This is a genomic window from Streptomyces sp. NPDC002867, from assembly GCF_053591895.1.
Genome location: NZ_JBSFUR010000025.1, coordinates 17,491 through 42,190, shown reverse-complemented (window position 1 = coordinate 42,190; position 24,700 = coordinate 17,491). Strand labels below are relative to the sequence as shown.

23 protein-coding genes, 1 tRNA gene, 1 other RNA gene and 1 pseudogene are annotated in these 24,700 nt (G+C 69.8%); 15 read left to right on the top strand and 11 right to left on the bottom strand.

What is annotated here, in order from left to right; translation table 11 throughout:
* Positions 1 to 45: 45 nt before the first annotated feature.
* Complete coding sequence (locus tag ACWD0A_RS22985) at positions 46 to 2,316, bottom strand: DNA polymerase III subunit gamma and tau (protein ID WP_451300856.1); 2,271 nt, start codon at positions 2,314 to 2,316, stop codon at positions 46 to 48.
* 64 nt (positions 2,317 to 2,380) lie between these two features.
* An RNA gene (ffs, locus tag ACWD0A_RS22980) (signal recognition particle sRNA small type) lies at positions 2,381 to 2,479 on the bottom strand.
* Between the two features lie 97 nt (positions 2,480 to 2,576).
* Between ffs and ACWD0A_RS22975 the strand changes: the two genes are divergently transcribed.
* From ACWD0A_RS22975 to ACWD0A_RS22945, 7 genes are all read left to right on the top strand, one after another.
* Positions 2,577 to 2,664 (top strand) — tRNA-Ser (locus tag ACWD0A_RS22975).
* Between the two features lie 388 nt (positions 2,665 to 3,052).
* Positions 3,053 to 3,826: a hypothetical protein gene (locus ACWD0A_RS22970; protein ID WP_451300854.1), complete on the top strand. Its 774-nt coding sequence runs from the start codon at positions 3,053 to 3,055 to the stop codon at positions 3,824 to 3,826.
* A 67-nt stretch (positions 3,827 to 3,893) separates the two neighbouring features.
* Entirely contained in the window at positions 3,894 to 4,820 is a 927-nt protein-coding gene (locus ACWD0A_RS22965) for a hypothetical protein (protein ID WP_451300852.1), read from the top strand.
* Between the two features lie 44 nt (positions 4,821 to 4,864).
* Positions 4,865 to 5,842, top strand: coding sequence for an ImmA/IrrE family metallo-endopeptidase (locus tag ACWD0A_RS22960; protein WP_451300850.1), 978 nt, complete (start codon positions 4,865 to 4,867; stop codon positions 5,840 to 5,842).
* Between the two features lie 151 nt (positions 5,843 to 5,993).
* The gene (locus ACWD0A_RS22955) at positions 5,994 to 6,998 is read left to right on the top strand and encodes an SMODS domain-containing nucleotidyltransferase (RefSeq protein WP_451300848.1); all 1,005 of its coding nucleotides are present in this window, start codon (positions 5,994 to 5,996) and stop codon (positions 6,996 to 6,998) included.
* On the top strand, positions 6,983 to 7,528 hold the full coding sequence (locus tag ACWD0A_RS22950; protein WP_451300846.1) for a hypothetical protein: 546 nt from the start codon (positions 6,983 to 6,985) through the stop codon (positions 7,526 to 7,528). The genes ACWD0A_RS22955 and ACWD0A_RS22950 overlap by 16 nt, the downstream gene beginning before the upstream one ends.
* Positions 7,525 to 8,046: a hypothetical protein gene (locus ACWD0A_RS22945; RefSeq protein ID WP_451300844.1), complete on the top strand. Its 522-nt coding sequence runs from the start codon at positions 7,525 to 7,527 to the stop codon at positions 8,044 to 8,046. Before ACWD0A_RS22950 ends, ACWD0A_RS22945 begins: the two co-directional genes overlap by 4 nt.
* 43 nt (positions 8,047 to 8,089) lie before the next feature.
* Here the strand turns inward: ACWD0A_RS22945 and ACWD0A_RS22940 are convergent, their stop codons facing one another.
* Both ACWD0A_RS22940 and ACWD0A_RS22935 read right to left on the bottom strand, forming a co-directional pair.
* Positions 8,090 to 9,856 carry a tyrosine-type recombinase/integrase gene (locus ACWD0A_RS22940; RefSeq protein ID WP_451300842.1) on the bottom strand — a complete coding sequence of 589 codons (1,767 nt, stop codon included), beginning with the start codon at positions 9,854 to 9,856 and terminating at the stop codon, positions 8,090 to 8,092.
* Entirely contained in the window at positions 9,853 to 10,152 is a 300-nt protein-coding gene (locus ACWD0A_RS22935) for a helix-turn-helix domain-containing protein (RefSeq protein WP_451300840.1), read from the bottom strand. Before ACWD0A_RS22935 ends, ACWD0A_RS22940 begins: the two co-directional genes overlap by 4 nt.
* Before the next feature lie 865 nt (positions 10,153 to 11,017).
* Between ACWD0A_RS22935 and ACWD0A_RS22930 the strand changes: the two genes are divergently transcribed.
* From ACWD0A_RS22930 to ACWD0A_RS22905, 6 genes are all read left to right on the top strand, one after another.
* Complete coding sequence (locus tag ACWD0A_RS22930; RefSeq protein ID WP_451300838.1) at positions 11,018 to 11,947, top strand: hypothetical protein; 930 nt, start codon at positions 11,018 to 11,020, stop codon at positions 11,945 to 11,947.
* Complete coding sequence (locus tag ACWD0A_RS22925) at positions 11,944 to 12,642, top strand: ATP-binding protein (RefSeq protein WP_451300941.1); 699 nt, start codon at positions 11,944 to 11,946, stop codon at positions 12,640 to 12,642. The genes ACWD0A_RS22930 and ACWD0A_RS22925 overlap by 4 nt, the downstream gene beginning before the upstream one ends.
* Positions 12,643 to 12,958: 316 nt before the next feature.
* Positions 12,959 to 14,173: a hypothetical protein gene (locus ACWD0A_RS22920; RefSeq protein WP_451300836.1), complete on the top strand. Its 1,215-nt coding sequence runs from the start codon at positions 12,959 to 12,961 to the stop codon at positions 14,171 to 14,173.
* A gap of 291 nt (positions 14,174 to 14,464) precedes the next feature.
* Positions 14,465 to 14,806 carry a plasmid mobilization relaxosome protein MobC gene (locus ACWD0A_RS22915; RefSeq protein ID WP_451300834.1) on the top strand — a complete coding sequence of 114 codons (342 nt, stop codon included), beginning with the start codon at positions 14,465 to 14,467 and terminating at the stop codon, positions 14,804 to 14,806.
* Positions 14,803 to 16,542 carry a relaxase/mobilization nuclease domain-containing protein gene (locus tag ACWD0A_RS22910; protein ID WP_451300832.1) on the top strand — a complete coding sequence of 580 codons (1,740 nt, stop codon included), beginning with the start codon at positions 14,803 to 14,805 and terminating at the stop codon, positions 16,540 to 16,542. The genes ACWD0A_RS22915 and ACWD0A_RS22910 overlap by 4 nt, the downstream gene beginning before the upstream one ends.
* A gap of 107 nt (positions 16,543 to 16,649) precedes the next feature.
* The gene (locus ACWD0A_RS22905; RefSeq protein ID WP_451300830.1) at positions 16,650 to 17,036 is read left to right on the top strand and encodes a hypothetical protein; all 387 of its coding nucleotides are present in this window, start codon (positions 16,650 to 16,652) and stop codon (positions 17,034 to 17,036) included.
* A 249-nt stretch (positions 17,037 to 17,285) separates the two neighbouring features.
* Here the strand turns inward: ACWD0A_RS22905 and ACWD0A_RS22900 are convergent, their stop codons facing one another.
* Together ACWD0A_RS22900 and ACWD0A_RS22895 are read right to left on the bottom strand one after the other, a co-directional pair.
* Positions 17,286 to 18,095, bottom strand: a complete 810-nt coding sequence (locus ACWD0A_RS22900) for a DUF317 domain-containing protein (protein WP_451300939.1) — start codon at positions 18,093 to 18,095, stop codon at positions 17,286 to 17,288.
* Positions 18,096 to 18,275: 180 nt separating this feature from the next.
* On the bottom strand, positions 18,276 to 18,629 hold the full coding sequence (locus ACWD0A_RS22895) for a DUF317 domain-containing protein (RefSeq protein ID WP_451300828.1): 354 nt from the start codon (positions 18,627 to 18,629) through the stop codon (positions 18,276 to 18,278).
* A 190-nt stretch (positions 18,630 to 18,819) separates the two neighbouring features.
* Here ACWD0A_RS22895 and ACWD0A_RS22890 point away from each other — a divergent pair, with 190 nt between their 5' ends.
* Positions 18,820 to 19,524, top strand: coding sequence for a nucleotidyltransferase domain-containing protein (locus tag ACWD0A_RS22890; RefSeq protein WP_451300826.1), 705 nt, complete (start codon positions 18,820 to 18,822; stop codon positions 19,522 to 19,524).
* Positions 19,525 to 19,729: 205 nt separating this feature from the next.
* Here the strand turns inward: ACWD0A_RS22890 and ACWD0A_RS22885 are convergent.
* Positions 19,730 to 20,136, bottom strand: a pseudogene (locus ACWD0A_RS22885) (NUDIX hydrolase).
* Positions 20,137 to 20,273: 137 nt separating this feature from the next.
* Positions 20,274 to 20,711, bottom strand: coding sequence for an ATP-binding protein (locus tag ACWD0A_RS22880; RefSeq protein ID WP_451300824.1), 438 nt, complete (start codon positions 20,709 to 20,711; stop codon positions 20,274 to 20,276).
* A 327-nt stretch (positions 20,712 to 21,038) separates the two neighbouring features.
* Here ACWD0A_RS22880 and ACWD0A_RS22875 point away from each other — a divergent pair, with 327 nt between their 5' ends.
* A complete protein-coding gene (locus ACWD0A_RS22875) occupies positions 21,039 to 21,662 on the top strand; it encodes a nucleotidyltransferase domain-containing protein (RefSeq protein ID WP_451300822.1) in 624 nt (207 codons plus the stop codon).
* On the opposite strand, the gene ACWD0A_RS22870 is transcribed toward ACWD0A_RS22875, so the two are convergent.
* The 3 genes from ACWD0A_RS22870 to ACWD0A_RS22860 are packed head-to-tail and all read right to left on the bottom strand — an operon-like array spanning position 21,649 to position 24,608.
* Positions 21,649 to 22,107 carry a PPC domain-containing DNA-binding protein gene (locus tag ACWD0A_RS22870; protein WP_451300820.1) on the bottom strand — a complete coding sequence of 153 codons (459 nt, stop codon included), beginning with the start codon at positions 22,105 to 22,107 and terminating at the stop codon, positions 21,649 to 21,651. The genes ACWD0A_RS22875 and ACWD0A_RS22870 overlap by 14 nt on opposite strands.
* A 27-nt stretch (positions 22,108 to 22,134) precedes the next feature.
* On the bottom strand, positions 22,135 to 23,136 hold the full coding sequence (locus tag ACWD0A_RS22865; RefSeq protein ID WP_451300818.1) for an asparaginase: 1,002 nt from the start codon (positions 23,134 to 23,136) through the stop codon (positions 22,135 to 22,137).
* Positions 23,137 to 23,195: 59 nt separating this feature from the next.
* Entirely contained in the window at positions 23,196 to 24,608 is a 1,413-nt protein-coding gene (locus ACWD0A_RS22860; protein WP_451300816.1) for a helix-turn-helix domain-containing protein, read from the bottom strand.
* Positions 24,609 to 24,700 lie beyond the last annotated feature (92 nt).

The window sequence follows — 24,700 nt, the reverse complement described above, 5'->3', positions numbered from 1 at the left end:
GCCGTGCGCCCCACGGCGTCGTACGGGCCTCCGAGGGCAGGCCCGCTACTCGTTCGTATATTCCTCCACGACCGTGGCGCCGAGCTCGCGCACGATCAGATCGTGCCCGGAGAGCGCCGAGTCGACGAGATCCGGGTCGTCCTCCTCCGGGACGTCGTCCTCCGGCGAGACCGGTGGGGGCGGCGGCGGACTGTACGTCTCCGCCGGGCGGACCGGCTCGGGGGCCGACTGCGGCGCGGCCGCCGCAGGAGGCGTGGACGGAGTCGACGGGGCGGGCCGGGGTGCGGGCGCCGCCGGGGCGGGCGGGGCCGGAGCGGCGGCGGGTGGCCTGCTCTGTCCGTAGCCGCCCTGCCCGCCGTAACCGCCGCCGGCACCGGACTGCCCGCCGTAGCCTCCCGACCCGCCCGAGGACTGGCCGCCGTAACCGCCGGAGCCGGACTGGCCACCGCCGGGCCCTCCGCCCGCGCCGCCGGACGGATCGACGATCGCCTCGACCTTCCACTGCACGTTGAACTGCTCGGCGAGCGCCTGCTTCAGGACGTCCTCGCTGCCACTGCTCGCGAAGTTGTCCCGGGCGCCGGCATTGATGAAGCCGAGCTGGAGCGTGGTGCCGTCGAAGCCCGCCACCTGCGCGTTCTGGCTGAGGAGGATCCAGGTGAAGCGGCGCCGGTTCTTCACGGCCTCCAGGATGTCCGGCCACATGTTCCGTACCTGGCCGGCGCCCTGGGACATGACAGGGCCCGGTGCGGGCGCGGCAGCGGCGGGGCCGGGGGGCGCGGGCTCCGGGGTCCGCGGTGGCTGAGAGGCGGCGGGGGATGTGCCCTGGCCGGGGGCCGAGGCGGTGGGCCAGCCGCCGGGCCGCCGCGGCGCCTCCGGGGCTCCGCCGCCACCGGTCGCGCCCGGCCAGGCGCCGGGACGGGCAGGCGCGGGCTCGGCGGCTGGCGGCGCCTGAGGGGCGGCGGGCTCGGGCGCGGCTGCGGGCGGCGGTGCGGGCGCGGCCACCGGAGCGGCGGGTGCCGGTGCGGGCGGAGCCGCCTCGAGCCGTACGGCGGCGCGCGCCGCCGCGGGACCGCCACCGGGCGGCACCGGGGCGTGCGCCTGCGCCTCGGGACCGGGGACGTATCCCATGGCGGGCGCCGGCCCGCCCGCCGAGAACGTCGCGCCGCGCTCCAGCCGGTCGAGCCGGGCCTGCACGGACCGCTCGTCGTCGAAGGCGGCGGGCAGCAGCACGCGGGCGCAGATCAGCTCCAGCTGGAGCCGCGGGGACGTGGCGCCGCGCATCTCGGTCAGTCCGGTGTTCACCAGGTCGGCCGCGCGGCTGAGCTCGGCGGCGCCGAAGACGGACGCCTGCGCCTGCATGCGCTCCACGACGTCGGCGGGCGCGTCGATCAGGCCCTTGGTGCCCGCGTCCGGAACGGCGGCGAGGATCACCAGGTCCCGCAGCCGCTCCAGGAGATCGGCGACGAACCTGCGCGGGTCGTTCCCGCCCTCGATGACGCGGTCCACGACCTCGAAGGCCGCGGCGCCGTCGCCTGAGGCGAAGGCGTCCACGATCGAGTCGAGCAGCGACGCGTCCGTGTATCCGAGGAGGGAGGTGGCCATGGCATACGTCACACCGTCCTCGGCCGCGCCGGCGAGCAGCTGGTCCATGACGGACATGGAGTCACGAACGGACCCGGCCCCGGCGCGCACGACGAGCGGCAGCACCCCGTCCTCGACGGGGATGCCCTCGCGTCCGCACACCTCCGCCAGGTACTCCCGGAGCGTGCCCGGCGGCACGAGACGGAACGGGTAGTGGTGCGTCCTGGACCGGATGGTCCCGATGACCTTCTCGGGCTCGGTGGTCGCGAAGATGAACTTCAGATGCTCCGGGGGCTCCTCGACCACTTTCAGCAGAGCGTTGAAGCCCGCCGAGGTGACCATGTGGGCCTCGTCGATGATGTAGATCTTGTAGCGGCTGCTCGCCGGCCCGAAGAACGCCTTTTCGCGCAGGTCACGGGCGTCGTCCACGCCTCCGTGCGACGCGGCGTCGATCTCGATGACGTCGATCGACCCCGGCCCGTTGCGCGCGAGATCGCGGCAGGACTGGCACTCACCGCAGGGCGTCGGCGTCGGGCCCTTCTCGCAGTTCAGACAGCGGGCGAGGATGCGGGCACTGGTCGTCTTGCCGCAGCCGCGCGGCCCGCTGAACAGGTACGCGTGATTGACCCGGTTGTTCCGCAGGGCCTGCTGCAACGGGTCGGTGACATGCTCCTGCCCGATGACCTCGGCGAACGACTCGGGGCGATAGCGGCGGTACAGCGCAAGGGACGACACGCTTACGAGGTTATCGGGGCCCGCCGACAATCGAAGCCGCCCCGAGACCCCGAGGTCCCCGCACAACGCAAGCGCCCCTCACGCACCCGCCAGAGCCGACCTACCCTTGCTGCCTTCCGGCCCTGGGGGAGTTCAGTCAGATAGCGCCACGTGAGGGGCTGCGCCCAGGTTACCCGATGCAGGGGGGTGGTCGGACCCCGGTTCCGGGCCGATGGGAACGGGTTCGCGAGCACTCCTCTGCGTCATGTAATGTTTCCGGCGGAGGATTCGCCTAGAGGCCTAGGGCGCACGCTTGGAAAGCGTGTTGGGGGCAACCCCTCACGAGTTCGAATCTCGTATCCTCCGCCAGTGCCTCACCGGGCACGATGTCGAAGGGCCCCACCGTTCGCGGTGGGGCCCTTCTTCGTGCGTGGTTGCAGTTTTGGTTGCAGTTCCTGCTGGTGAGCGCCCGGTGCGGTGTGAAGCCGTGCCGCTGGCCCCTGGCGCGGCGGGTTACCGCTGAGCGGGAGAGGGTGTATGGGTAAAGCCTGTGCGGACGAGGCGTCCGCGAGATCAGGCCGGGTGGTTGATGGCGGGCGGGGCACATGAGGAGCTGGCGCGACTTGGCCAGCTAGGCGATCTTGGCCTTGAGCTGCTGCGGCGCGTGGGCCGGCAAGTGGCACGGACTCAGGGGTTCCCACCGCCCGACGGGCACAACTCATGGACCGACGAGGCCGTCGACGAGCTCTTGTTCGAGATGATCAGCAAGAAGGAGGAGCAGTTCCTTTTGAACTGCTTCCTGAAGACGGTCGACGACACGTCCCTGGAGAAGATGTTCTTCACGTCGATCAGGTACTTCCTGATCGATCAGGCGAAGGGCACCGAGCGAGGGAAACTGCGTCGACGGTTCGCCTCGCGCCTTGGCGAGGACGACCGGTTCCGCGCGGTACCTGGCGCTTCGCCTCGCTGGACCCTGGTCTCGCATTCGCCCGACGCCGTCTGGCAGGGCGATCTCGACGAACTGGTCCAGGCCGCTTGGGGCGTACACGGGGTTTGGATCAACGCGTGGAATCGCTCCGGGCCCACCCCGAAGCAAACCGAGCATGCCCTGATGACGGTACTCGTTGCGATCCTTGAGGCCGCCGGCGGAGCGGTCCGGGAGGAGGATCTCGCCAAGGTTCTCGAAGCCCGCTTCGAGTTGCTCACGCCTCCCCAGTTCACCCCCCTCTACGCGGACGAGGGCATCCTCATCGACTCCGTCGCCGACTCGGCTACGGACGCCGATCCGGTGGCGGCAGAGACGGTGGCGGGGGAAATCTGGGAAGCGATGTCCCAACAGGAACGCCGACTGCTGCCTCACCTTGACGACAATCCAACGGAGGTCGCCAATCTGCTGGGGCTCGGACGCAACCAGGCGTCAGTGATCATGGACGCCTTGCGTGAAAAGCTCAGGCTGGCGCTGACAAGTGACGGAAGTAACCCGGGCGACGTCGTCGCAGCGTTGCTGCGCCGGGGCGAGGAACCCCCCTGACGTCCGGCGAGTGACGTCGTTTGTCCATAGTGGAAACAGACCGCCATGAGGGATTGGGGGCCGCCCGATGAGTCAGCCATCGAGCAGCGCATACGAGCGGCTGCGCGCTGCGACAGCCCGGCTGGCCGTTCCCCAAGAGGTCCGCGCCACAGCAGCGGCCACCCCTGGCGACCCTCGTCCAGGACAGATCTGGCGTGCCGTATGGGACGACGTCGTCGAGATCGTGGCCGTCACTGCGGTAGATGCCACCGCCGTCTTTGGCCTTCCGGTCTCATTGGAGACCCACTTCCACGACTCGCAAACATTGCTGCTGCCAGCCTCAGCCTCCACCCTGAAACAGCCCTTGGCGTTGTGGTGCGGCCTGGGCAGCCGCCTTCCTTGGTGTGTCCTGGACCGGCAAGTCAGCCAGCTGTCCGTCCCGCTGGACGCCAAAGGCTCTCCAACCCCGACCCCGACCCCGACCCCGACCGAGTATCGCTACGGCAGCCCCATCCCCAGCGCAGCAGCGCAGGCGTCCGAATTCCGCGCCGTCCTGGCTGACGTCATGGAAGTGCTAACTTCGGCGCACTGGGCACCACAGGGCAGCGGCGACCTGGCCGTGCTGCTGAAGCAGCACGGCCTGGGACCCGCCGACCTGATCGAGCACCTGGGCATTGAGCCGCCCCGCGCCCTCGCCCTTCTACGTGCGAGGACACCGCTCACCCCGCACGAGGCCAGCCTCCTCGCACCGGTCCTGGGGCTTCCTCTGGACGACGTTCTGGCCGCCAATCCGCCACTTCCTGATCGTCTGGTGCACGAGCTGAGCCGTCCGGCTCGGCGTGCGCAGATCCGTCACCTCGCGCAGCTCACCAACACCACTGAAGACGACGCTCGCAAGCAGGCGCTCTTTGCCACCCTTGCCCTGGCAGCGAGGCAAGAACGCCCTGCCGAGGCCGACTGGCCCGCCCGTGTGGACCGCTTTTTCGACGTCCACCTCAGTCGAGGGGGTCAATAGTGAATTATCTCCGTCGCGCCGCAGCACGAGCTCAGGCCGAGGCCATGCTGACCGTCTTGCGTCGCGACCACGCCGATGCCATGCAGCGGCTGGGCGCCAGCGCCCTGCACGAGCTGCGCCAGTGGCCCGGTCTGGAGGTCAGGGAGATACCCGACGCGCGATCCGGCAACGGATGCAGCGTCTCCGGCGCTTATTTCGCCGGTACTCCTGCTGTCCTCGCGGTCGCCGCCTCCGCGAGCCTGGCCCGCCGCGATTTCACCGCGCTCCACGAGCTTGGCCACCACCTGCAGCAGACCATGGTGGAACTCATGGACGTCCTGCTCGACCAGCCCGACGGTGGCACCACCCTGGAGGAATCGGCGTGCGACGCCTTCGCCGCCGACATCCTCCTGCCCCAGACGCTCGCCGATCAGCACATCACTGAGGCCGGACCTACGGCCGACGCCGCTGTCGCCTTGTGGCGGTCCAGCAACGCCTCCCGCATGGCGACATGCGTCAAAGCCAGCGAACGTCTCCCCGCCCCCGGCCATGTCCTGCTTATCGACTCTGACGGAGCCCTGGCCTTCGCTGCCTCCCACGGGCTGCCCCCACTGCGCCGCGGCAGTGACCAGAGTCACGTTCCCGTTCTCCGTACTGCCCTGTCCGGCGGCGGCCGTACCGAGGGACGGGGACGACTTGCCTACCGCGACGGGATCCTCGGCGAGGAGCTGTACCTACAGACCGCAGAAATGGGCGGCTACCTCCTCACCATCGCCGTCACCGACCTCGCCCCCTGGAAATCATTTGCGCCCTCCGCCCGGCAGACCGGGCCCGAGCCCACCGAGTACACCTGCGCTCACTGTGGGGAGGACTTCACCTCCTACGCCCCCGCCTGCGCCCGCTGCGAGTCCGCCCCGTGCCCCGACTGCCGTCGATGTGGCTGCGACCGCAAGGTTTCCGAGCGGCAGTGCACCGCCTGCTTCGTCGTACACCCTCTGGCCATGTTCGACGGTGCCAGTGCACGCTGCCGCGACTGCGACTGAACCATCGGCCCCACGCATCCCGCTACTGCCGAGTTACGTCGTCTGTCCTCAGTGAAAGCGCCCGCACCGGGCGCACCACAACTTGCGGGACCCGGCGCCGGCACCGGGCACCACCATCTCTGAGGCCGGTAGAAACGAGCACGACGGCACTATGAACAGCAGCACAAAGGGCGCATTCGACGCCTTCGACGAGGAACTCAACCTCGACGCCCGCGAACGCATGAGCGCCCAGGAGCGACACAACGACATCACCGACCTCCTGGTGAGCGCCGGTCTGGCCATCGGCACCTTCCTGCAGGGCAGCTTCGCTCGCAAGACGATGCTGAAGCCGCTCAAGGACGTCGACATGGTCATCCGGATGCACCCGCGGCTGAAGGAGATCCTGCGTCGGCCCGGTGGACCTGCCCATGCGATGCACCTCATCCGTGAGGCCCTTGCCGACGAATACCCCGAAGCCCAGTTCGACGTGGACGACGCTCCCGCCCACGCCCTCCAGGTCACCTTCCCCGATCTCGACTTCACCTTCGACCTGGTACCCGCGCTCGACGAGGATGCCGGCGAGATCGTCTACATCGCCGACCGGGAGAATGACATCTGGGAGTGGTGCAACACCCGTACGCTCAATAGGATCACCAGCACTCGTAACCAGGCCACTGGCGGGCGATTCGTCCACCAGGTCCGCATGCTGAAGTCCTACAAGAAGGACCATGCCATCCTCGGCGACACCTGCGGTCTTCTGTGGGAAGCCCTCGCCTACGACGCCGTCACCGGCCCGCTCGAACACTCCCAGGCCCTGGCCGTAACTCTCGCCCACGCTGCCCAAGCGGTCACGCGCCCGGTACTCGACCCCACCGGCGTCGACGACCTCACCGCCGACTGGACGATCGCGCAGCGCACGGCCTACGCCACCGCCCTGGCCACCGCTGCTCGCCGGGCGGCCGAGGCACGGCGTCTGGAAGAGGACGGCCAACACGCCGCTGCCATCGAGATCTGGCACGACCTGCTCGGCACCCCGTTCCCGGCCGCCGAGACTCAGAGTGCCGCCGATGCCCTGCGTGCCCTGGCGGCCGGCAGCATCACCTCCACCGGCCGCGCCGTGCCCTCGCCGCGCGGACAGCAGCCTTCCCGTCCGGTCCGGTCATGGCGTACCCGCTGAATCAGGTTCTCGCCGCCCCTGCCGCAGCCGCAAACCACCTGCTCCACGCCAGCACCATCTACGGCGTAGAGCAGGCGATCGGCCGTACCGGCCCCGGCGGAGCCGCTTTGCTCGAATTCGCTCTGCGCCCGCTCCCGGCCCTGGAACGGGAGAACTATCCGGTCGAGCGCGTACGCGTGGTCATCCGTCCCGACCACACCGTCCACGCCTTCCCCCTCGACTCCGCCAACCGAGCCTTCAAACACCGCAACCCGCCACCTCTGCAGGACCTGTGTCTGCAGTACCCCGGCGACGATGCAGCCCTGCGATGGATTCCCGAGGACGGTCTGGAGCCATTGATCACGCTCGTCCACCGGCATCTGCTATACGAAGAGGCTTGGCGTCGTACCGGCACCTGGCCGGCTGAGGACGCCCCGCACGGTCAACCCGCCCACGGCAGCCACCCGCTGCGCACCCCCGAGACAGAGCAGGAGGCTCGCCGATGGGCTCGGCACCCCTCACCGCACCGGCAGCGACGTCCACAACAATGACGAGCGTCCTCCTCCTCGTCCTAGGCTCTTCCGTGGTCGCAGCAGCCCTCGGACACGTCCTCACCGGCTTGCGCACCGGCGCCACCAGCCGCCGCGACCGCTATGCCGCCGCCGTCAAACTCCTCGTCGCCCGCATCGAATACCCCTACCGGATACGCCGCCGCACCAGCGACGAGCCCGAGGTCCTCACCACTCTGGCCGCCGCTGGACACGACCTCCAAGAAAGCCTCGCCGAGACCCGCGCCTGGATCGCAACGGAAAGCACGGTGCTCAGCGAGGTCTTCGACCACTGCCTTACGCAGCTCGATACCCCGTTCAAGCAGGCTTGCGCTGACGCCTGGAACGCGGCTCCCGTCACCACAGCCGCTGGCATGAACCTGGGCGGCTTCGGGATGGGTAACCAGCAGCACGTCGCCACCACGATGGAGCGCGCTCTTGCCTACCGCTTCGGGCTTCGACGCCTCATACCCTCCTGGCTCCTCCGTCGTCTCCTTAGGAGGAGCGGACTCCTGCCCTAGCAACCCCCCGCTTTCGGGGCCTCAACAGGAGGGCGTCGGCGCGCTACCACTCGTCGGTGTCGCCGTACTTCCCCGGGTTCCGGGCGCGGTCCACAGCCTGTGCACAAGCCTCGGCGAAGGCCGCCTCCACGGCGGTCTTGTCCGTGCCCCGCACCTGGGCCTCGACCTCCTGGCCCGCGCCGGGGCGCCGGGCCGTGCGCCAGGCCGAGGCGCGGCCGGTGTAGCGGTCGGTCTCGAACTCCCAGGCCGGCACCGACCACTGTTCGGGGACGCCAGCCTCCGCGCGCTCGCCGCCAGGGAGGAACAGGGCTCGGGCATGGAAGACCACGGCCCGATCGGGCACCCGGTCGCGGATGGCGCTTGCGCCGCCGGGGCCCTGGTGTTCCCAGCGCCAGCGGTCCCACTGCTCGACCTCGGCGGCGTGGTCGGGCCAGTCCTCACTCCACCGTTCGACGACCTCGTCGGCGTGCTCGCGGTGGAGGAAGGGAACGCGCCGCTCGCCGAGGCGTGCGACGTGCACCACCAGCTCGGCGGGGACGGGGCTCTGGTCGACTACCGGCTCAGCACCTCCCGCCGTCTGGTCCGTGCCCCACAGGAGGCCGCCGACCTTGGCGGCGGTGTCCTTGAGGACGCGGCTGGTCAGGTGCTGGTAGCGGCGGCGCATCCGGGCGGACTTGCCGGGCTCCCAGCCCATGATGGCGTCGACGACCGCGTCGGAGACGCCGAGGATGAGCAGGACCGTCGCCGCGGTGTGGCGGGCATCGTGGAGGCGCGCATCGCGGACGCCAGCGGCCTTCAGCAGCTCCTTCCACTTGTGATAGTCCGTGTTCGGGTTCAGGGGCTCGCCGGTGGGCGACGTGAACACGTACCCCTTCTCCGTCCACAAGTCACGAGCCCGGGCACGCTCGCGGGCCTGCTCCTCGCGGTGCTGCCGGAGGAGCTGGAGCAGCTCGTCCGGGGCGCCAATGGGTCGCTGGCCGGCGCGGGACTTGGCGTTCTTCGTCTCGCGGCGGGTGTTGATCTTCTGGGGGCAGAAGCCGGGCTTGCGTCCGCAGCGGTCTCCGCAGCCGTGCTTGTAGCGGGGCCGCAGCCGACCACGGCGTACGCGGATGACGCCGAGCTCGAAGTCGACGTCGTCCCACTGCATGCCGAGGACCTCGCCCTGGCGCAGGCCCAGGGCCAGCGCGATGACCCAGCGGGCGGTGTTGCGGTGCTTGCCCGCTTCGGCGAGGAGGCGTTGGACCTCCTCGACCGTGTACGGCTCGACCTCCTCCTCTTCGACCTTGGGGGCCTTGGCGATGGAGGCCGGGTTCGAGGTGAGGTGCTGGCGGCGCACGGCCTCGTTCAGCGCCGTGCGGATCGTGCGGTGCGCCTGGTGGGCGGTGCCGGCGGCGCTGCCGTTGTCCTGCATCTTCTTGTAGAAGCGCTCCAGATGCTCGGGTTCGAGCTTCTCCAGGCGGTGGGCGCCGATGCCGGGGATGAGGTGGTGGTAGACCGCCACCCGGTAGCCGTCGATCGTGTTCTCCGAGACGTGCGCGGCGGCGATGTTCTCGACCCAGTGGGTGAGCCAGGTCTTCACGGTCCAGGACTGGCCGGCCTTGCGGACGGTGCCCTTGTCGCGCTGGCGCTCCAGGTCGCGGACGACCTTGGTGACCTCGGGGCGGGTCTTGCGGCTGACGTGGCGCCGGTCCGGGGTGCCGTCATCTTTGACGCCGACGGTGACGTAGCCGTGCCAACGACCGTCCTTGCCCTGGAAGATCGAGGAGGCACCGTTGGGCTGGCGGGTCTTGGCGGGAAAGGACTTGGTCACGCGGCCGCCCCGAAGTCCGACGCACCGAGCTGGCGGGTCAGGAAGTCGTTCACCGCCTCCGTTGGGATGCGCCGGAGGCTCCCGATCTTGACCGAGGCGATCTCTCCGGTGGAGACGTATTCGTACAGCTTGGTGCGGCCAATGCCGAGGCGGCGGGCAGCCTCCTCAACCGTGAGCGCGACGAGCGTGGTGTCACCGTCGGCGGGGCGGCGCTGGGTCACGAGCGTGCGCAGGGCCCCCTCGGGAACATCCAGGAGCCGAGCTATCTGGGCGAGGGGAAGTTCGTTTCCGGGCAAGGAGAGGTCCTTCTCTGGCCAGGCATGGGACGGCGGATCCCGCGCTGGCCGGTTGATCGTTCAGGGATGGGGTTGTGCGGTGTCGAACCCGGCGGAGGCTGACCTCGGCCTACTTGGTCGGCCGCGTGACTGTCCTCCAGCCGCTGGCTTCGCGTTCGCGCTGTACCCGCTCGGCCACGTCACAGCAGCGCAAAACGCATTCGATGCAGGACAGCACCGTGCTGGACATGGGATGGGCGAGGGCGGTCACCTGTGCAGCCAACTCGTGCTAGGCGACGCCGCGTTCGGCATGGAGGAGTGTGATGGTTCGGGCGGCTCGCATTCCTGCGCTGCCGATTTCAATTGATCGTGCTGCCATGAATCCAGTTGTAGCGCGCATTCGCCGGTTTGGTTAACCGGCGATCGTGGTCTATGTTGCGCCGCGCACGGTTAAGACACGGGGGGATTCACCGATCTGCGGAGTCCGGGTTCCGTAATGCCATTCGACACGCAGATGGCGCTCTGACGTGGGGTGTTGTGTTGTAACTTCCCGTCGGGAGCCGGTCAACGGCTTGGCGATGTGATGCTTCTGGCTCGGCATCCCGGGCAACTATTTGGTCAACCGTCGATCGTGCCCTACCGTTTTCGCACCGCCCTCTTCACCCGATTCTCGGCAGCCTTTCTGCCGTCAGAGATTCGGCCGCATTGGGCTGGACTTGTACGACCTGGGTGTGGCTGTGTTGACGACACCCCAGGAAACGCGACCGGTTCTCCGCGCGCCCGCGCGAACAACCGATCCCCGGCCTGCTCTTACGCCCACTCCGCCCCGACCGACGGTGAGCCGCGGCTGCACGCCCGCCGGCAACCGAGTGAGGACCGCACCCTCTTGGCACGAATCCGCACCATTAAGCCCGAAGCCTTCGTCTCCGAGTCCCTGGCCGTCGTCACCCTGACCGCCGAGCGCACCTTCTTCGGCCTGCTCACCCAGGCCGACGACCAGGGCCGTCACCGCGACCACGCCGCGATCATCACCGGACAGCTCTGGGTCCTACGCCCCGACCACACCCCCGCCGATGTCGAGGATGACCTCGCCCAGCTCGCCGACGCCGGCCTGATCTGCCGCTACCAGGGGGCGGACCACAAGCGCTACCTGCACATCGTCACCTGGCGAGAGCACCAGAAGATCAACCGGCCGAGCAAGAGCCGCCTCCCCGGCTGCCCGCACCACGACACCCCGACCGGCGCGATGCCGATCGTCGCCGAGCGCGCCGTGGGAGGCAGCTTCACGGTGCCCGCACCGTCGTCTCACGGAACCCTCCGTGAAGCCTCCGGCGAAGTGCCGGAGCACACGGTGAACCTGGGCACTGACGACGAACCCGCAGGTCAGAGGCATTTCACGGAGTACTCCGTGAAGGATGCCGGAGGGCTCGCTGCGGGGACAGTGACGCCTCACGGTCCGGATCTAGGACCTAGGATCATGGATCTAGGAACTACCCCTTCGGGGGGTGCGAGCGCCCACGCGCCCGACACCGTCTCGACCGATCAGCTGATCCGCGAGTACGTCGCCGCATGTGCCCACCGCCCGCCAGCGGGCGTCCTGGGCCACCTCGGCCGGGAGGTGCGCAAGCTGCTCGACGAGGGCATCGCCCCCGCCCACATCCGGGCCGGACTCGAGCGCCACCGAGCCAAGGGTCTGCACCCCAGCACCCTGGCGAGCCTCGTCCACGAGGCCATGAACGCCACGCCCGCACCAGTCGCCCACAGGGCATGGACGAATCCCAGCGACGTCGACGCCGCCTATGGAGGTGAACTCTGACCGCCACCCTCACCCGAGAGCCCCGCCGCGTCGGCCCGCTCGCCGACCGGCTCAACACGATCCTGGCCAGCCGGGGCATCGAACCCGGTGCCGCGACCGAGGAACCGCCAGCCGAGCCGGTCACGGCACTGGAGCTCGCCGACGCCCGTATCCCCGCCCGCTACCGCCGAGCCCTGGCCGACCACCCGCAGATCACCGCCTGGGCCGACCAGGTGGCCGGTGCCGGGCGCCCCGGACCCGGCGGACCCGGCATCGCCGAGGGCCCGTCGCTGCTGATCGTCGGCCCCACCGGAACGGGCAAGACCCACCAGGCGTACGGCGCCCTCCGCGCGCTCCTCACCCGAGGCGTCCGCCTGCGCTGGGAAGCCACCACCTCCGCCGACCTGCACGCGCGGCTCCGCCCCCGCGCCGGCCACGATGCCGAACGGGACCTCCAGACGCTGGCCCGCAGCCCGCTGCTCCTCCTGGACGACCTCGGCGCGGCCAAGACCAGCGAGTGGACCGAGGAGCTGACCTACCGGCTCATCAACCACCGGTACGAGCGCATGCTCCCCACCCTCATCACCACCAACCTGCCGACCCCCGAGCTGCGCACCGCGCTCGGTGACCGCGTCGCCTCCCGCCTCGCTGAGATGACAGAACGCGTCATCCTCACCGGCCCCGACCGACGCCGCCGGAGCGCGCCCACCGCCTGATCGGCCCGTACGCGTGCCCCTCCCCCGCCCTGCCTCGCATCACCACACCCTGCCCTTGGCGGCGCCCCCCCGGAGACCGAGCCAAGCGGCCACTCCCGCCCTTCATTTTTCCCCCAACCTTTGGAGCCCCGCCCTGCCCTCCCCCGCCCTCACGCGCCTGGCTGCCCAGAGCGCCAGCATCCCGCTCCTCCCGGACTGGGTCACCTCCCCCGTAACGACAGCGGTACTGCTCGCCTTGCTCGTGCTCGCCGGATGGATGCTCCGCCAGCAGCGCCGTCAGCCGCCCGGCGCAAACCGCTGGCGCGGGACCGTCGCAATGCCGGTCGCCGCCATAGCCGCGCTCGGCTGCACCGCCTACAGCGCGGACACCAGCTGGCGGTTCGCCGCCGACTACCTGGACATGGGCAGCACCGTCGAGCGCGCCTTCATGTTCGCCACCGCCGAGCTGGCCCTGTTCGCCACCGCGCTGATGGCACGCCAGAACCTCAACGGGCCCGCACGCGCGCCGGGCGTGCCAGGCGTCCTCGTGTGGGTGCTCACCGGAGTGCAGATCATCCCCGCCTACGCCGAGTTCGGACTCGTCGGCGGCACCGTGCGCGCTTTCGTAGGCCCGGTCATGGCCGCGATGCTGTGGCACCTGGCCATGGGCATCGAGCTGCGCCACCGCACACCGCAGGCCGCCTCGCGCGGTCTGGCCGCCGTCCTCGTCCGGCAGATGCGTGAACGGCTGCTGGCCCGGCTAGGCATCGCCGACCAGGACGCGGACGCCGCCCGGCTCATCCGCGAGCGTGCGCTGAGCGACGCCGTCACCCTGATCCTCCGCATCGAATCGATGACCGACAAGCAGCGCGGCACACTGCGGGGCCGGCGCCTGTCCGATCGTCTGCACGAGGCGCTGGAGCGGGCCGACGTCGACGGAGACCCACTCCAAGACGAGTTGCTGCTGCGCAAGCTCGCCACCCGCAAGCAGGCTCTCGGCCTCGCTACCGTCGCACTGCCGCCGCGCTGGCACACCCCGACCTCGTACACCGCTCGCTACTCCGGGCAGAGCAGCCAACCGCCCTCCGCCCGCCCGGACCCAGGTCAGCGGGCAGAGGAGACTGCCCGCCCGCATCCACCGCACTCGGGCGACCCCCAGGCGCGCCCAACGGCCCGCCCGCGACCTGCCCGCCCGACGCCAGGACTGCCCACACGCCGGGCGGAACCCGAAGACGGCGCACCGCATACGGGCAGCGACACATCCGGCGCCCCGGGCAGGCGCAAGCGAAAACCGGCTGCCCGGCAAAAACAGGAGGACCGCAAACCGCGCGCCTCCGACGAGGTCATCCGCAAGTTCGCCCGCCGCGTGTACGAGGAGACCGGCCGCATCGGCCGCGACCGGGTAGAGGACGCCCTCCGCGACGCCGGCTACACCGTCTCCAGCGACGACGCCGGACGCGTCGTCCGCGAATTCAAAACAAACTCAAGGCCGCGCCCAGCGACCCCGCTCCCTGATCCCCACAGCCAGCCGCTCCCACAGCCACCACCCTGAGACGGAGGCTCGATGCACGACCCACACCGAGAAGACCCCACCACCAGCGACAATGCCCTACCAACCACCCCTTCCCCAGCGCGAGCAAGTTGTCCCGGGAGCAATGCTCCCGGAGTCCCTGCCCCAGGGGTGGCAGGGACGGTCCAGCGCCAGGGGGCGCTGGACCGGCAGGCAGCGACCGAGGGCGGACCGCAGCCTGGTGGGGGACGGCAGGCCGAATCCCTTCCGCGGCGCCGTCAGCGCGCCCGACAGCCGAAGAAGCGCAAGCGCCTGAAGCAGCCCAGCTGCCGCATGAACGACGCCGAGTACAAGCGCTTCACCGACGCAGCCGCCCAGTGCCAGATGACCAACGCCGCCTTCCTCGCCTACGCCGTCGACAAGGCCGCCCGCGACCTGACCCGCACCGCCGCCGAGATCGCCACCGAGCGGGAGGTCATCGACGAGCTGTTCGCTGCCCGCCGGCACCTGGGCCGGATGCACGGTCTGTTCAACCAGGTCACCAAGGCCCTCAACTCCGGTGCCGAGGCACCCCACCTGGACGCCGCGACCAAGGCCGTCCGGAGCGCGGCCCGCCGGATGGAGGATGCCGCCGATGCTCTGCTTGCCCATCGTGACGGTGGTGCCGCTGCGTGATCCCCAGCATTCACAAGCGTGGCAGCGAGACGATTGGGCTGATCCGCTATCTGTACGGCCCTGGCAGCCATGAGGAGCACACCGACCCGCATCTGGTGGACGCCTTCGACCCGCTCACCCCCGACCCCGGCCGCGACCCGCAGGCCACCTACGGGCAGCTTCAGCGGCTGCTCGACCAGCCCGTCAACGCCCTGCCCGCCGGCCGGCGCCCGAAGAAGCACGTGTGGCACCTGTCCGTGCGGGCCAGCCCGGAGGATCCGGTCCTGCCCGACGAGGACTGGGCGGCCATTGCCCGTCGCATGGTCGCCGCCACCGGCATCGCTGCCGACGGCGACGATGCCGCGTGCCGGTGGGCCGCCGTCCGGCACGCCGACGACCACATCCACATCATCGCCACCCTGGTCCGTGACGACGGCCGACGGCCCCGCCTGCACAACGAGGCCCGCCGCGCCCAAGCCGAGGCCCGCGCCATCGAGGCCGACTACGGCCTGCGCCGCGTCGCGCCCGGCGATGGCACCGCCGCCAAGCGCCCCACCAGCGCCGAACACCACAAAGCCGAACGCCAAGGCAGAGAGCGACCGGCGCGCGAGGAACTGCGGGAAACCGTACGGCGTGCGGTGGCCGGCGCGACGAGCGAGGAGGAGTTCTTCGACCGGCTGGCCGCCGCCGGTCTTCTGATCCGCAAGCGCATCGCGCCCTCCGGCGACCTGCTCGGCTACAAGGTCGCGCTGCCTGATGACCGCAACGGTGAGAAGGAGTCGGTGTTCTACGCGGGCTCCACGCTCGCACCCGATCTGTCCCTGCCCCGCATCCGCGAACGCTGGCCCCTTCCCGCGGAGGCTGCCACCTCGGCGGACGGCTCCAGGCCGGAGCAACCCGCCCTGCCGCACGTGACTGGTCCCGCCTTCGCGCGGCGCCGGGCCACCGCCGCCACCTGGCAGGCCCTGCTGATCATCGACACCAGTGACGACGGCACGGCAGCAGCCCAGATCGCCGCAGCCGGGGAGATCCTCGACGCGCTCGCCCAGACCTCCGCCGCCCACACCCGCGCTGAACTCCGCGAGGCGGCCTTCGTGTTCGAGCGGGCCAGCCGCTCCCACGTGAAGGCCGTACGCGGGCACGACCGCGCCCTTCGCCAGGCCGCCCGCGATCTCGTCCACAGCGGGCCCGCCCTCGGCCGCGGCGAAGACGGCGCCACCACCGCCATGCTCATCGACATGGCCTTCTTCCTCGCCATCGCCGCGGCGAACTGGCACGCCAGGAAGCACCACAGCCAGCAGGCAGCCGCCGCCGAACAAGCCGCCCAACACCTCCGCGCCGCCTACCAAGCCGCCGCCGGCCAGCCCATGGCCATCCTGCGCCAGCGAGGCCAGCGTCTGGCCCCGCGTGTCCGGCAGCGGCAAGCAGACCTTCTCCACCAGGTGCTGCCAGAACTGGCCGAACGAATCCGGGCCGAGCCCGGCTGGCCCGCCCTGGCCGCCACCCTCGACGACGTCCAGAGAGCTGGCCATGACCCGGCCGCCCTGCTTGCCGAAGCCACCCGACGGCGCGAGCTCGACACCGCCACGTCCGTCAGCGACGTCCTCGTCTGGCGCCTGCGACGCAGCGCCCACCTGCCCGCCCTACCCGAAAGCCCCCACGGCACCCCGACCCAAGGCAGTCGGCGCACCGTGTCCCCGGCGCCCTCCACACAGCCGGCGCCCAGCGCAGCGAACGACTCCAGCCGTCGGCGCTAACCGGCAAGGCGGGCGGAACATAGCCGACGATCGCCGGTTGGGCAAACCGGCGATCCTCCAGACCATTGATGCCTGCACCCACCCAAACTCCTGTGAGGAGCACCCGTATGCCCAAGACCGAGATCCGACCCCGCCCAGACATCGTCGCTCTGCTCTGCGACGCCGACTTCAAGCGCCGACGTGACACCAACACATGGACCCACCGCGACGGACGCCCGTTCAGCAAGGAGGAACAGGCCCTCGTCTTCACCGCCACCCGAGTCGAACTCGAAGAGGTGAACGAACAGCTCGCCCGCTATCGGGAGTACCTGCGCGCAACGGAAGAAGCGCCGGAAGCCTTTCAGCGCTTCCTCGCCCCGTTCATGGAACAGCTCACCGAGAAGAACCTCGGCAATGCCGTCCAGCTCATGAGCGAGGACGACAGGACCGAGTTCGATCGACTGCTCCGCCTCGTAATAGACCCGGTTCGTCCGTTCGCCCCGTACGCCTTCTGACGAGGGCCGGTCGCCAGCGGCAAGCGTGAGGATGCGACCGGCTCCCTGGGATGGATGCCACCATCTGACACCGAGACGTGCGGCGTCCGAGGCCGCGCTGACTCGCTACGTCGAACGAGGCGCCGGCCAGGGGGGATCGCCCCAGTAATCGCGGGCCGTGACGCGCCGGAAGACGCCGGGACAAGGCACCGCAGCACGAAGCCGGGCCTCCTCAACGAGGGAGGCCCGGCTTCGATGCGTGGGAAGCACTCAGCTGGCTGGAGCGCGCAGGAGCCGGTCGCGTGTGGTCTCCGGCAGTACCCGGCGCAGCACAGGCGCGCTGGAACTGAGCGAACCGGCGAATGCGGCGACGAGATCGTGCGGCACGCTGGCGCTGAACGACGCGGCCCACAGATAGCCTGTGCCGGGCACCGGCTCGGCCCATGCCTGCCACCCAGCCAGAGCCGCCTCGTCAGGCTCGGCCACGAGGGCTAGCGGGTCGGCGTCCTGAATGAGGGGCGGCACCTGGCCAAGGTGGACGTGGGAGGCGAAGGTCGGGTCCATCGCCCCCGCGCGAGGCTCGTCGATGTCACGCAGCCAACCGTGCGCCGCAACGGCGTCGAGGACCAGCTCTGCGCCGCCGAGTGGCACACCGGGCTGATCGCGGGCGTCGAGAGCGGCGAGGAAGTCGGCGAGGACCTCCCCCGGGACTTCGGGCGTGAAGTAGGCCGACCACTGGGCGAGCGGACTGCTCAGGTCCGTGCGAGCGGAGACCTGCCAGACGATCGGCAGGTTTCCCAGGTGGAACGGCTCGTCCGGCAGAACCCACTGCGCCCACCGCAGCGAGTCGGGACTGATGTGCAGGACGGTGCTGCGCAGGACCTGACGGTCCTCCGGCGCCTCATCCGGCTCCTGGCGACCACGAACGATCGCCAGGCTCGTCCAGCCCAGGCCCGCGAGTGTGTCGGCGACGGCGTCGTAGAGACGTCCGTCGTCACCGGCCAGGTGACGGGGACCAACCCAGTACGCGGACGGGACGCTCGTCGGACTAGGTGGGCCGAACGGGAAGTCGGGATACAGGTGCGCCTCCGAAGGCTTGGGGGTCTTCGTACCGCCAGCAACGCGCGGGGATAGAGGGGAGTGCCAGGCCGGGTTTGCGGCGGTCTCGGGTGGCAGGTGGCCAAGCTGCGTGTCCCCGCGCCTCCCCTGCGCCAGGGAGACGACGGGCCGCCCGAGGAGTTCCGAACCGTGCCTCTGCTGTCACAGATGCTGGGAGGTCTCCAGCGCGCGAGCGACTGCGGCGGCGACGATATCGGCCGGCGTCTCGGTGTCGAAGGACATCTGGTAGCCGCGTACCTTGGCCGTACCGGTAATGGCGATCTTCCATCCCTCGCTGTCGGTGCCAGGGCGGCCGGACGGGAACCATCCGAGATAGAAGGAGCCGTCCTTGGAGTTGACGTGTACGTCCGCGCGGTCGTCGACGACCAGGTTGAAGTCTTCGGCGCAGAACTGATCCATTACGAGCGTGGGCTGGCCCGGGCCGAGCTGCCACTTACGCAACCGCAGGGCCTCGATGGTGGTGGAGAATCCGGAACTCGGGGGTTCCGGAGTCACAGGCGATCACCTCTTTGACCTGGTGGTTTGCAAGAAGGTCGTCCACGTTGACATGCCATTGCAGCGTTGGCCAGTCGTTCAGGGATCTTTGCTGTCTGCCCCGGGCGAACTGCGACGAGGCGTGAGACAGCACTGTCGTATGCCGGAGAAACGGCGTGCGCGTGGTGGGCAGAATGCTGATAGTTGCCGCATGGACGCGATCGAGGCCGCACATGCCGTTGTAGATGAACACCACCCCGACGCCCGGGCTGCCTTCTTGGGAGGCAGCGTCGTGACGGGCCGCCGGACGGCAATGTCGGACCTCGACATCGTGGTCCTGCTCCACGGAGCCCCGGCCCCGTACCGAGCAAGCCTCCGGAGTGACGATTGGCCGGTGGAGATGTTCGTGCACACCGAAGCGACGTGGTACGCGTACGTTGAGCGGGAAGTACGCAAGCGCCGGTCGCCGTTGCTCTGGATGTGCGCCGACGGTGAGCTGCTCTTCGACGCTGACGGAGTCGGAGCGCGCATCGCAGCTGAGGCCCGAAAGCTGACCGCCGCAGGGCCATCCATGGTGTCGGCCGACGAGATCGATGATCGCCGCTACGCGATCACCGACCTTCTCGACGACCTCGCAGGGAGCAGCGACCAGAGCGAGCGACTGTTCATTGCCACCGAACTGGTTCGACGGACGGGCGAGTTGGCACTAGCCATCGGAGGCTCGTGGGGCGGGGGTGGAAAGTGGCTCGCACGCCGTCTGGAGACGACCTCACCGGGGCTCAGCTTGCGCCTGCACCGTGGCCTGCGGGAAGTATTGGAGGGGCGGGTAGAACCCCTCGTAGCCGCTGTCGACGAGGTGATCGAGCAGGCCGGTGGTCGGTTGTGGGTCGGCTACAAGCGAGGTGGAACTTCATGAACCTCCCCGGGGCGAGGCCAGCCCCTCCCACCGCCTTGGCCGACAACCGCGCCGCTTGCTTGGCCCGACCGGTGTGAGGAGCAGAAATTCTTGCGCGCTGCGAGCTGGACGCCTCCACGCACGTCCGGAAAACAGCCAGGACCCCCTCGTCAGCGCCCCACAACCGACGGTCGGAATTTGCTCCTGGTCGCCGGCCTTAGTTGCCTCAGGGCTGTGAGGATGGCAGCGCCCCGTCGAGGTACTCCTGCACGGGCGTGAAGAGCCCGTACGGCACGTACTGGGAGATCTCGCTCTGGATCACCCAAGCAAGCTCCGCCAGCTCCTCGGGAGCCGCAATATGGGCGGTGCCACTCACTACCTCGCACGCGACATACGACATCAGCCGACCGTAGTCGGGTGGATCCGTTCGCCGAGCAGCTTCACAGCCGCCACGGTGAGACCGGTCTCCTCCTGCGTCTCGCGCACGGCGGCGTCTTCGCGGGTCTCGCCTTGTTCGACCTTGCCGGCCGGAAACTGCCAGGAGAGCGCTCCTTCCGCGACGCGTCGCCGCACGAGCAGGACACGCCCGCCCTGAACGATGACGGCGGCGGCAACCGCTGTCGCGGCCTCGATCGTCACGGAGATCCCTTCCTGAACGCCAACTGCACCGCATTACGCGCGCAGCCGTTCGGCCAAACACCAATCTTCATGCTGCCGCATCGACACGTCTGTCAGGTCGGGCCGCCTCGGGCTGCCATCGCAGCCGAACCCTAGGCGAGCACCACCCAAGCAGCCTTGGTTCCGCAGTCCGTGACCTGGAATCCCCACTGTCCCTGAGTCAGCTCGTGCACGATGTGCAGGCCCCGTCCGCGCTCAGTGAGTAGCCCGCTCACTGCCTCCGACGCGGTGGCTTCCGGCAAGGGCACGGCAGCCAGGTAGAGGTCCGGAGGAAGCAGAGGATTCCCGTCGTGGATCTCGCAGATGTATCTCCCGGCAGCAGAGCGAAGGTGTACCTCGTACGGGCCGCACGCGTGCTCGTGCGCGTTTGCCACGAGCTCCGAGACTGCCAGGACTCCGTCACTGATGACGTCGTCGGACATGCCCAGATCTTCGAGAACACGTCGCAGAACCGAGCGGGCTTCGCCCGTCGGGTTGATGGTGTGGTCGGTCCAGCGGTACACGAGGGCGGTGGACGGCGCACTGATCATCGGGCGGCGGACCTCCTGTGAGTGACGTCGGTTGCCTCCTCCCAGGGCTCCGCAGGGGTCAGGCACTGCGTACGCCACCGAAAGGCGTACGAAACATCAGAAAGCACCATGGCATCGAGTGTGTCCGGCCCTGGGAGAGTCGTGGCTCATGCCCCCGGCCACGAGGCCGGTCGCGAGTCACTCGCTCAAAGATGGCTGCCGGTGCGCCTGATGCTCATGGGCGTTTATGAGCGCAGGGTGCGAGCGGGCGCCAGGGCGCTCCAGCGAGACCGCCGACCCGCCGTCGGCCTTCGCCTCCGCCCGCCTGGTCACTGGGAGTATGGGCGGGTGAGCGCTGACGTGTTGGGACGCTGGGTGCCGGATCGTCCCGAGGATGTGGCCGCAGTCTTCGCCAAGGCGGACTTCCCATGGTGGATCGCCGGTGGCTACGCGATCGAACTCGCGGTCGGCCGCGAGCTGCGCGCACACGGCGATCTCGACGTCCTCGTCCTCCGGCGTGACCAGGCCCGCGTACGGGATCTCCTGGCCGACTGGGACCTGTACGTGGCCGACCCACCCGGCCAGGGGGAATTGCGACCGTGGCGTCCTGGAGAGGTCCTACGGCCGCCGCTCCACGACATCTGGTGCCGCCGCACGCCGGAGGCGCCCTGGTCCGTGCAGCTCATGCTGGACGAGGCCGAGGGCACTCAGTGGGTCTCGCGGCGCACCCCGGAGATCCGGCTCCCGATCGACCGACTTGGGCGGACGAGTGAGACGGGCATCCCGTATCTCGCGCCCGAGGTGCAGCTCTTCTACAAGGCGAAGGCGACCCGAGACAAGGATGAGACCGACTTCGAAGCGGTACTGCCGCTGCTCGGCGCTCCGGCCCGCGCCTGGCTGGCAGACGCGATCAAGGTGATCGCGCCCACCCATCACTGGCTCCGCCGGCTCCTGCCGGTCAGCCGAACGTGAGCAGCGGAACGTCGTAGAGGTCGGGGTTCCGGGGCCGGGTCATCGTGGGCGACGTGACCTCCACGATCAGCAGCTCGCTGAGGAACTGGACCTTGGCGCGGAGTAGGTGGCTCGTCCTGCCGTCGGCCGACTGGGCCTTCAGGCCGGCGGAGACGTGGATGTGCGGGAGTATCCCGCCGGTGGCGGGGTCATGGGCGAGGGTGCCGGCGCCGAACGCCTCGACGTTGGTGACGTACGTCTTCGCCCAGACCGGTGCGTCCGGGTCGGCGAGCTTCTCGCAGGCACCCACGATCTCGGCCTCCGCGAAGGCCCCGATGAACGAGGGGATGTAGCCCTGCCTTACGCCGTTGTCCCGGCAGAAGGTGGACAGCGCCTCGAAGAAGTCCTCCCCGTGGTCGAAGGTAACGCCGAAGGTACGGCCTACGGTCAGCTCGTGAGCACGCATGTGCGGGTGTCTCCTGAAGAGGTGGGGTCAGCGGGCGAAGGCGGTGGTGAAGGTCTCTCGGACCGCCGCCCCGTCGGCGCCCTGGGCGAGCAGGGCCTGCAGCAGGAGCCGGGCCTGGTACGGGCCGAGGTCGCCGGCGCCGATGAGTCCTCGTCCGAGGAGGTCCTTCTCGGAGCCGGGGAAGCCGTACGTGTCGGACAGGACGGGGCCGTTGCCGATGCGGGAGGCGAGGACCACGGGGATGCGGGACGCGATCTTGGTGAGCCCTTCCACAAGACGCTCCGGGACGTGGCCGACACCGAAGGCCGCGACCACAAGCCCGTCGCAGTTGCCGTCCCACAGGTCGAGCAGTGCACCGTCGTCGCCAAGGGTGACGATGTAGAGCCCGACACGCGCCTCACGGCCGGGGGCGCCGACCAGCGGCCCGCGGGTCGGTAGGCCGCCCGCCATCCGCACCCGGTTCTCCGCGACCCGCGCGATCGGTCCGCACGACGGTGAGGTGAAGGCGGCTGGGCTGGTGGTGTGGGATTTGCGGACGGTCCGGGCCGAGTGGATCTCGTCGCCGAGTACGACGAGGCAGCCGGCGCCCCTGAGTCCAGGGTCGGCGGCGGCCAGGACCGCGGCGTAGAGGTTGGCCGGACCGTCGGCGCCGGGGAGGGTGGGGTTGCGCATGGCGCCGGTGACGACGAGAGGCTGCTCGTGGCCGTGGTAGAGGTCGAGGAGGAAGGCGGTCTCCTCGATGGTGTCGGTGCCCTGGGTGATGACGACGCCGTCGACGTCTCCGGTCTCCAGCTCCGCCGTGATCGCGGCCGACAGTGCGGTGAGGTCCTCGAAGGTCAGGGAGGCGCCGGGCAGGCGTCGGAAGTCCCGCACCTTGAGGCCGATGCCGCTCGTGGCCAGGGCGGGTACCGCGGCGAGGAGTTCGTGGGCCGAAAGCGCCGGTACGACGCCTCCGGTGGTGGGATCGGTGGTCATGGCGATCGTGCCGCCGAGGGAGAAGACCGCCACGTTCCTGACCGACTCCGTCATATCCCCTGCTCCCCTGTCCGGACGCCGCCGAGCGCTGCCTCGCGAGTGGTTCACGCAGGCTATCGGGTCGGCGCCGTCCGGGTACGCGGAATGATCACCAGCTGTTCGGCCACGAACCGGCAGGCGGCCTCCAGCCCTTCGAGGCCGAGCAACCGGCTGCGCGGCCGGGCCAGCCGCTCCGTGCCGACGGCCGACAACTGTGCGCACCTGCGACCGAGCCAGGACGTATCGAGGCCGAGGTACTCTGCGGTTGCCGCCAGGCGTTGTCCGGCCTGCTCAGCCGCCGTGGCCGAGTGGTGGCTGACGTGGCCCGTCACGTCGGCGAACGTCCGTAGGGCACCCGGCCGCGCGGTGACCGCGAGATGGGACGCCCCCTCGGTCCGTACCCATGAGGCGATCACTGCTCGCCGCCCGTGGGAGAGAGCGAAGCCGTCGGTGTGTGCGAAGCCTCCGTCGTCCGTCACCCAGGTGCGGATACCGAAGGACTCCATGAGCGCGATGGCGAGGAACATCAGAACGCGCTCGTACGCCGGCGAGGAGGCGACCGCCGTCTCCGGGACGCAGAACCCCCGGCCGCTGGTACCGCCTGGACGCCGGGGCGCCATTCGTTCGAGGTAGCGGTACTTGTGCCGGAAGAACAGCCAGGTGGCGGCCTCCTCGCCGCGCTGTTCCCTGGTCCAGAAGACGGGTGCGTCGCCCAGGTGGTCACGGTGGCCCAGAATGTACCGGGCCGCGGTCTCCGAGCCGATCAACATCGTGGACACTTCGGTCAGGCCGTGGTCGGAGGCGAGCGGCGAGCCTGGGGAAGCGGGGAGCGAAGCCAGCGAGGTGTGCAGGGCCTGGTCGTCGCCGAGCAGCGCCGCCTCGAATCCCGACATGGCCCACAGGATGCCGTAAGTCAGGTCGTCCAGTTCGTACGCAGCCGGGACGTCGACCGGGTCGGAGGCGGTGCCGCGTACGCCGCTCGGCCTGGCGTCGGTGACGAACTGCCGGACCGCCCCGTCCACCGTGCGGTTCGCGACGACGAGCGCGCGCATCGGCATGGTGCGCCAGGCGTCCAGCTCCGGGCGGGAGTCGAGTCGCAGGCTGTCCCCGATGAAGGAGGCCGCGGGAAGGGTCAGCACGGGCAGCACCGTCGTCGAGACGGACCGGCCGGCGGGTAACAGAAGCTGGCCTGGGCCTTCGGGCAGCGCCACGTACCCACGGGCCCCGGTGTCCGCCGTTCCTGGTCGGCTCGTGGCGTCCGGGGTGTGCGGATCGGCCGTGGGCAGGAGCCCGAGCAGTTCTTCCGGAACTCCCAGTGCATCGGTCCACTGGACGAACTGTCGTCGGTCGCGGATCTGTTTGAGCCCGCGCTCGAGTCTGCTGACCTCGGCTTGGTCGATGCTGACCATCCGCGCCACGCCGGCCTGGGAGAGGCCCGTGTGCTTCCTGAACAGCTTCACGACGGTGCCGAGTTCCCATGCGGCCACGGCACGCCGGACCGTCGGATCACGCCAGAAGGCCGGGTCGGCCCGTCGGGCGGCCGGCCCGTCCTGGCAGGAGGCGCATCGTGTACCGGCGT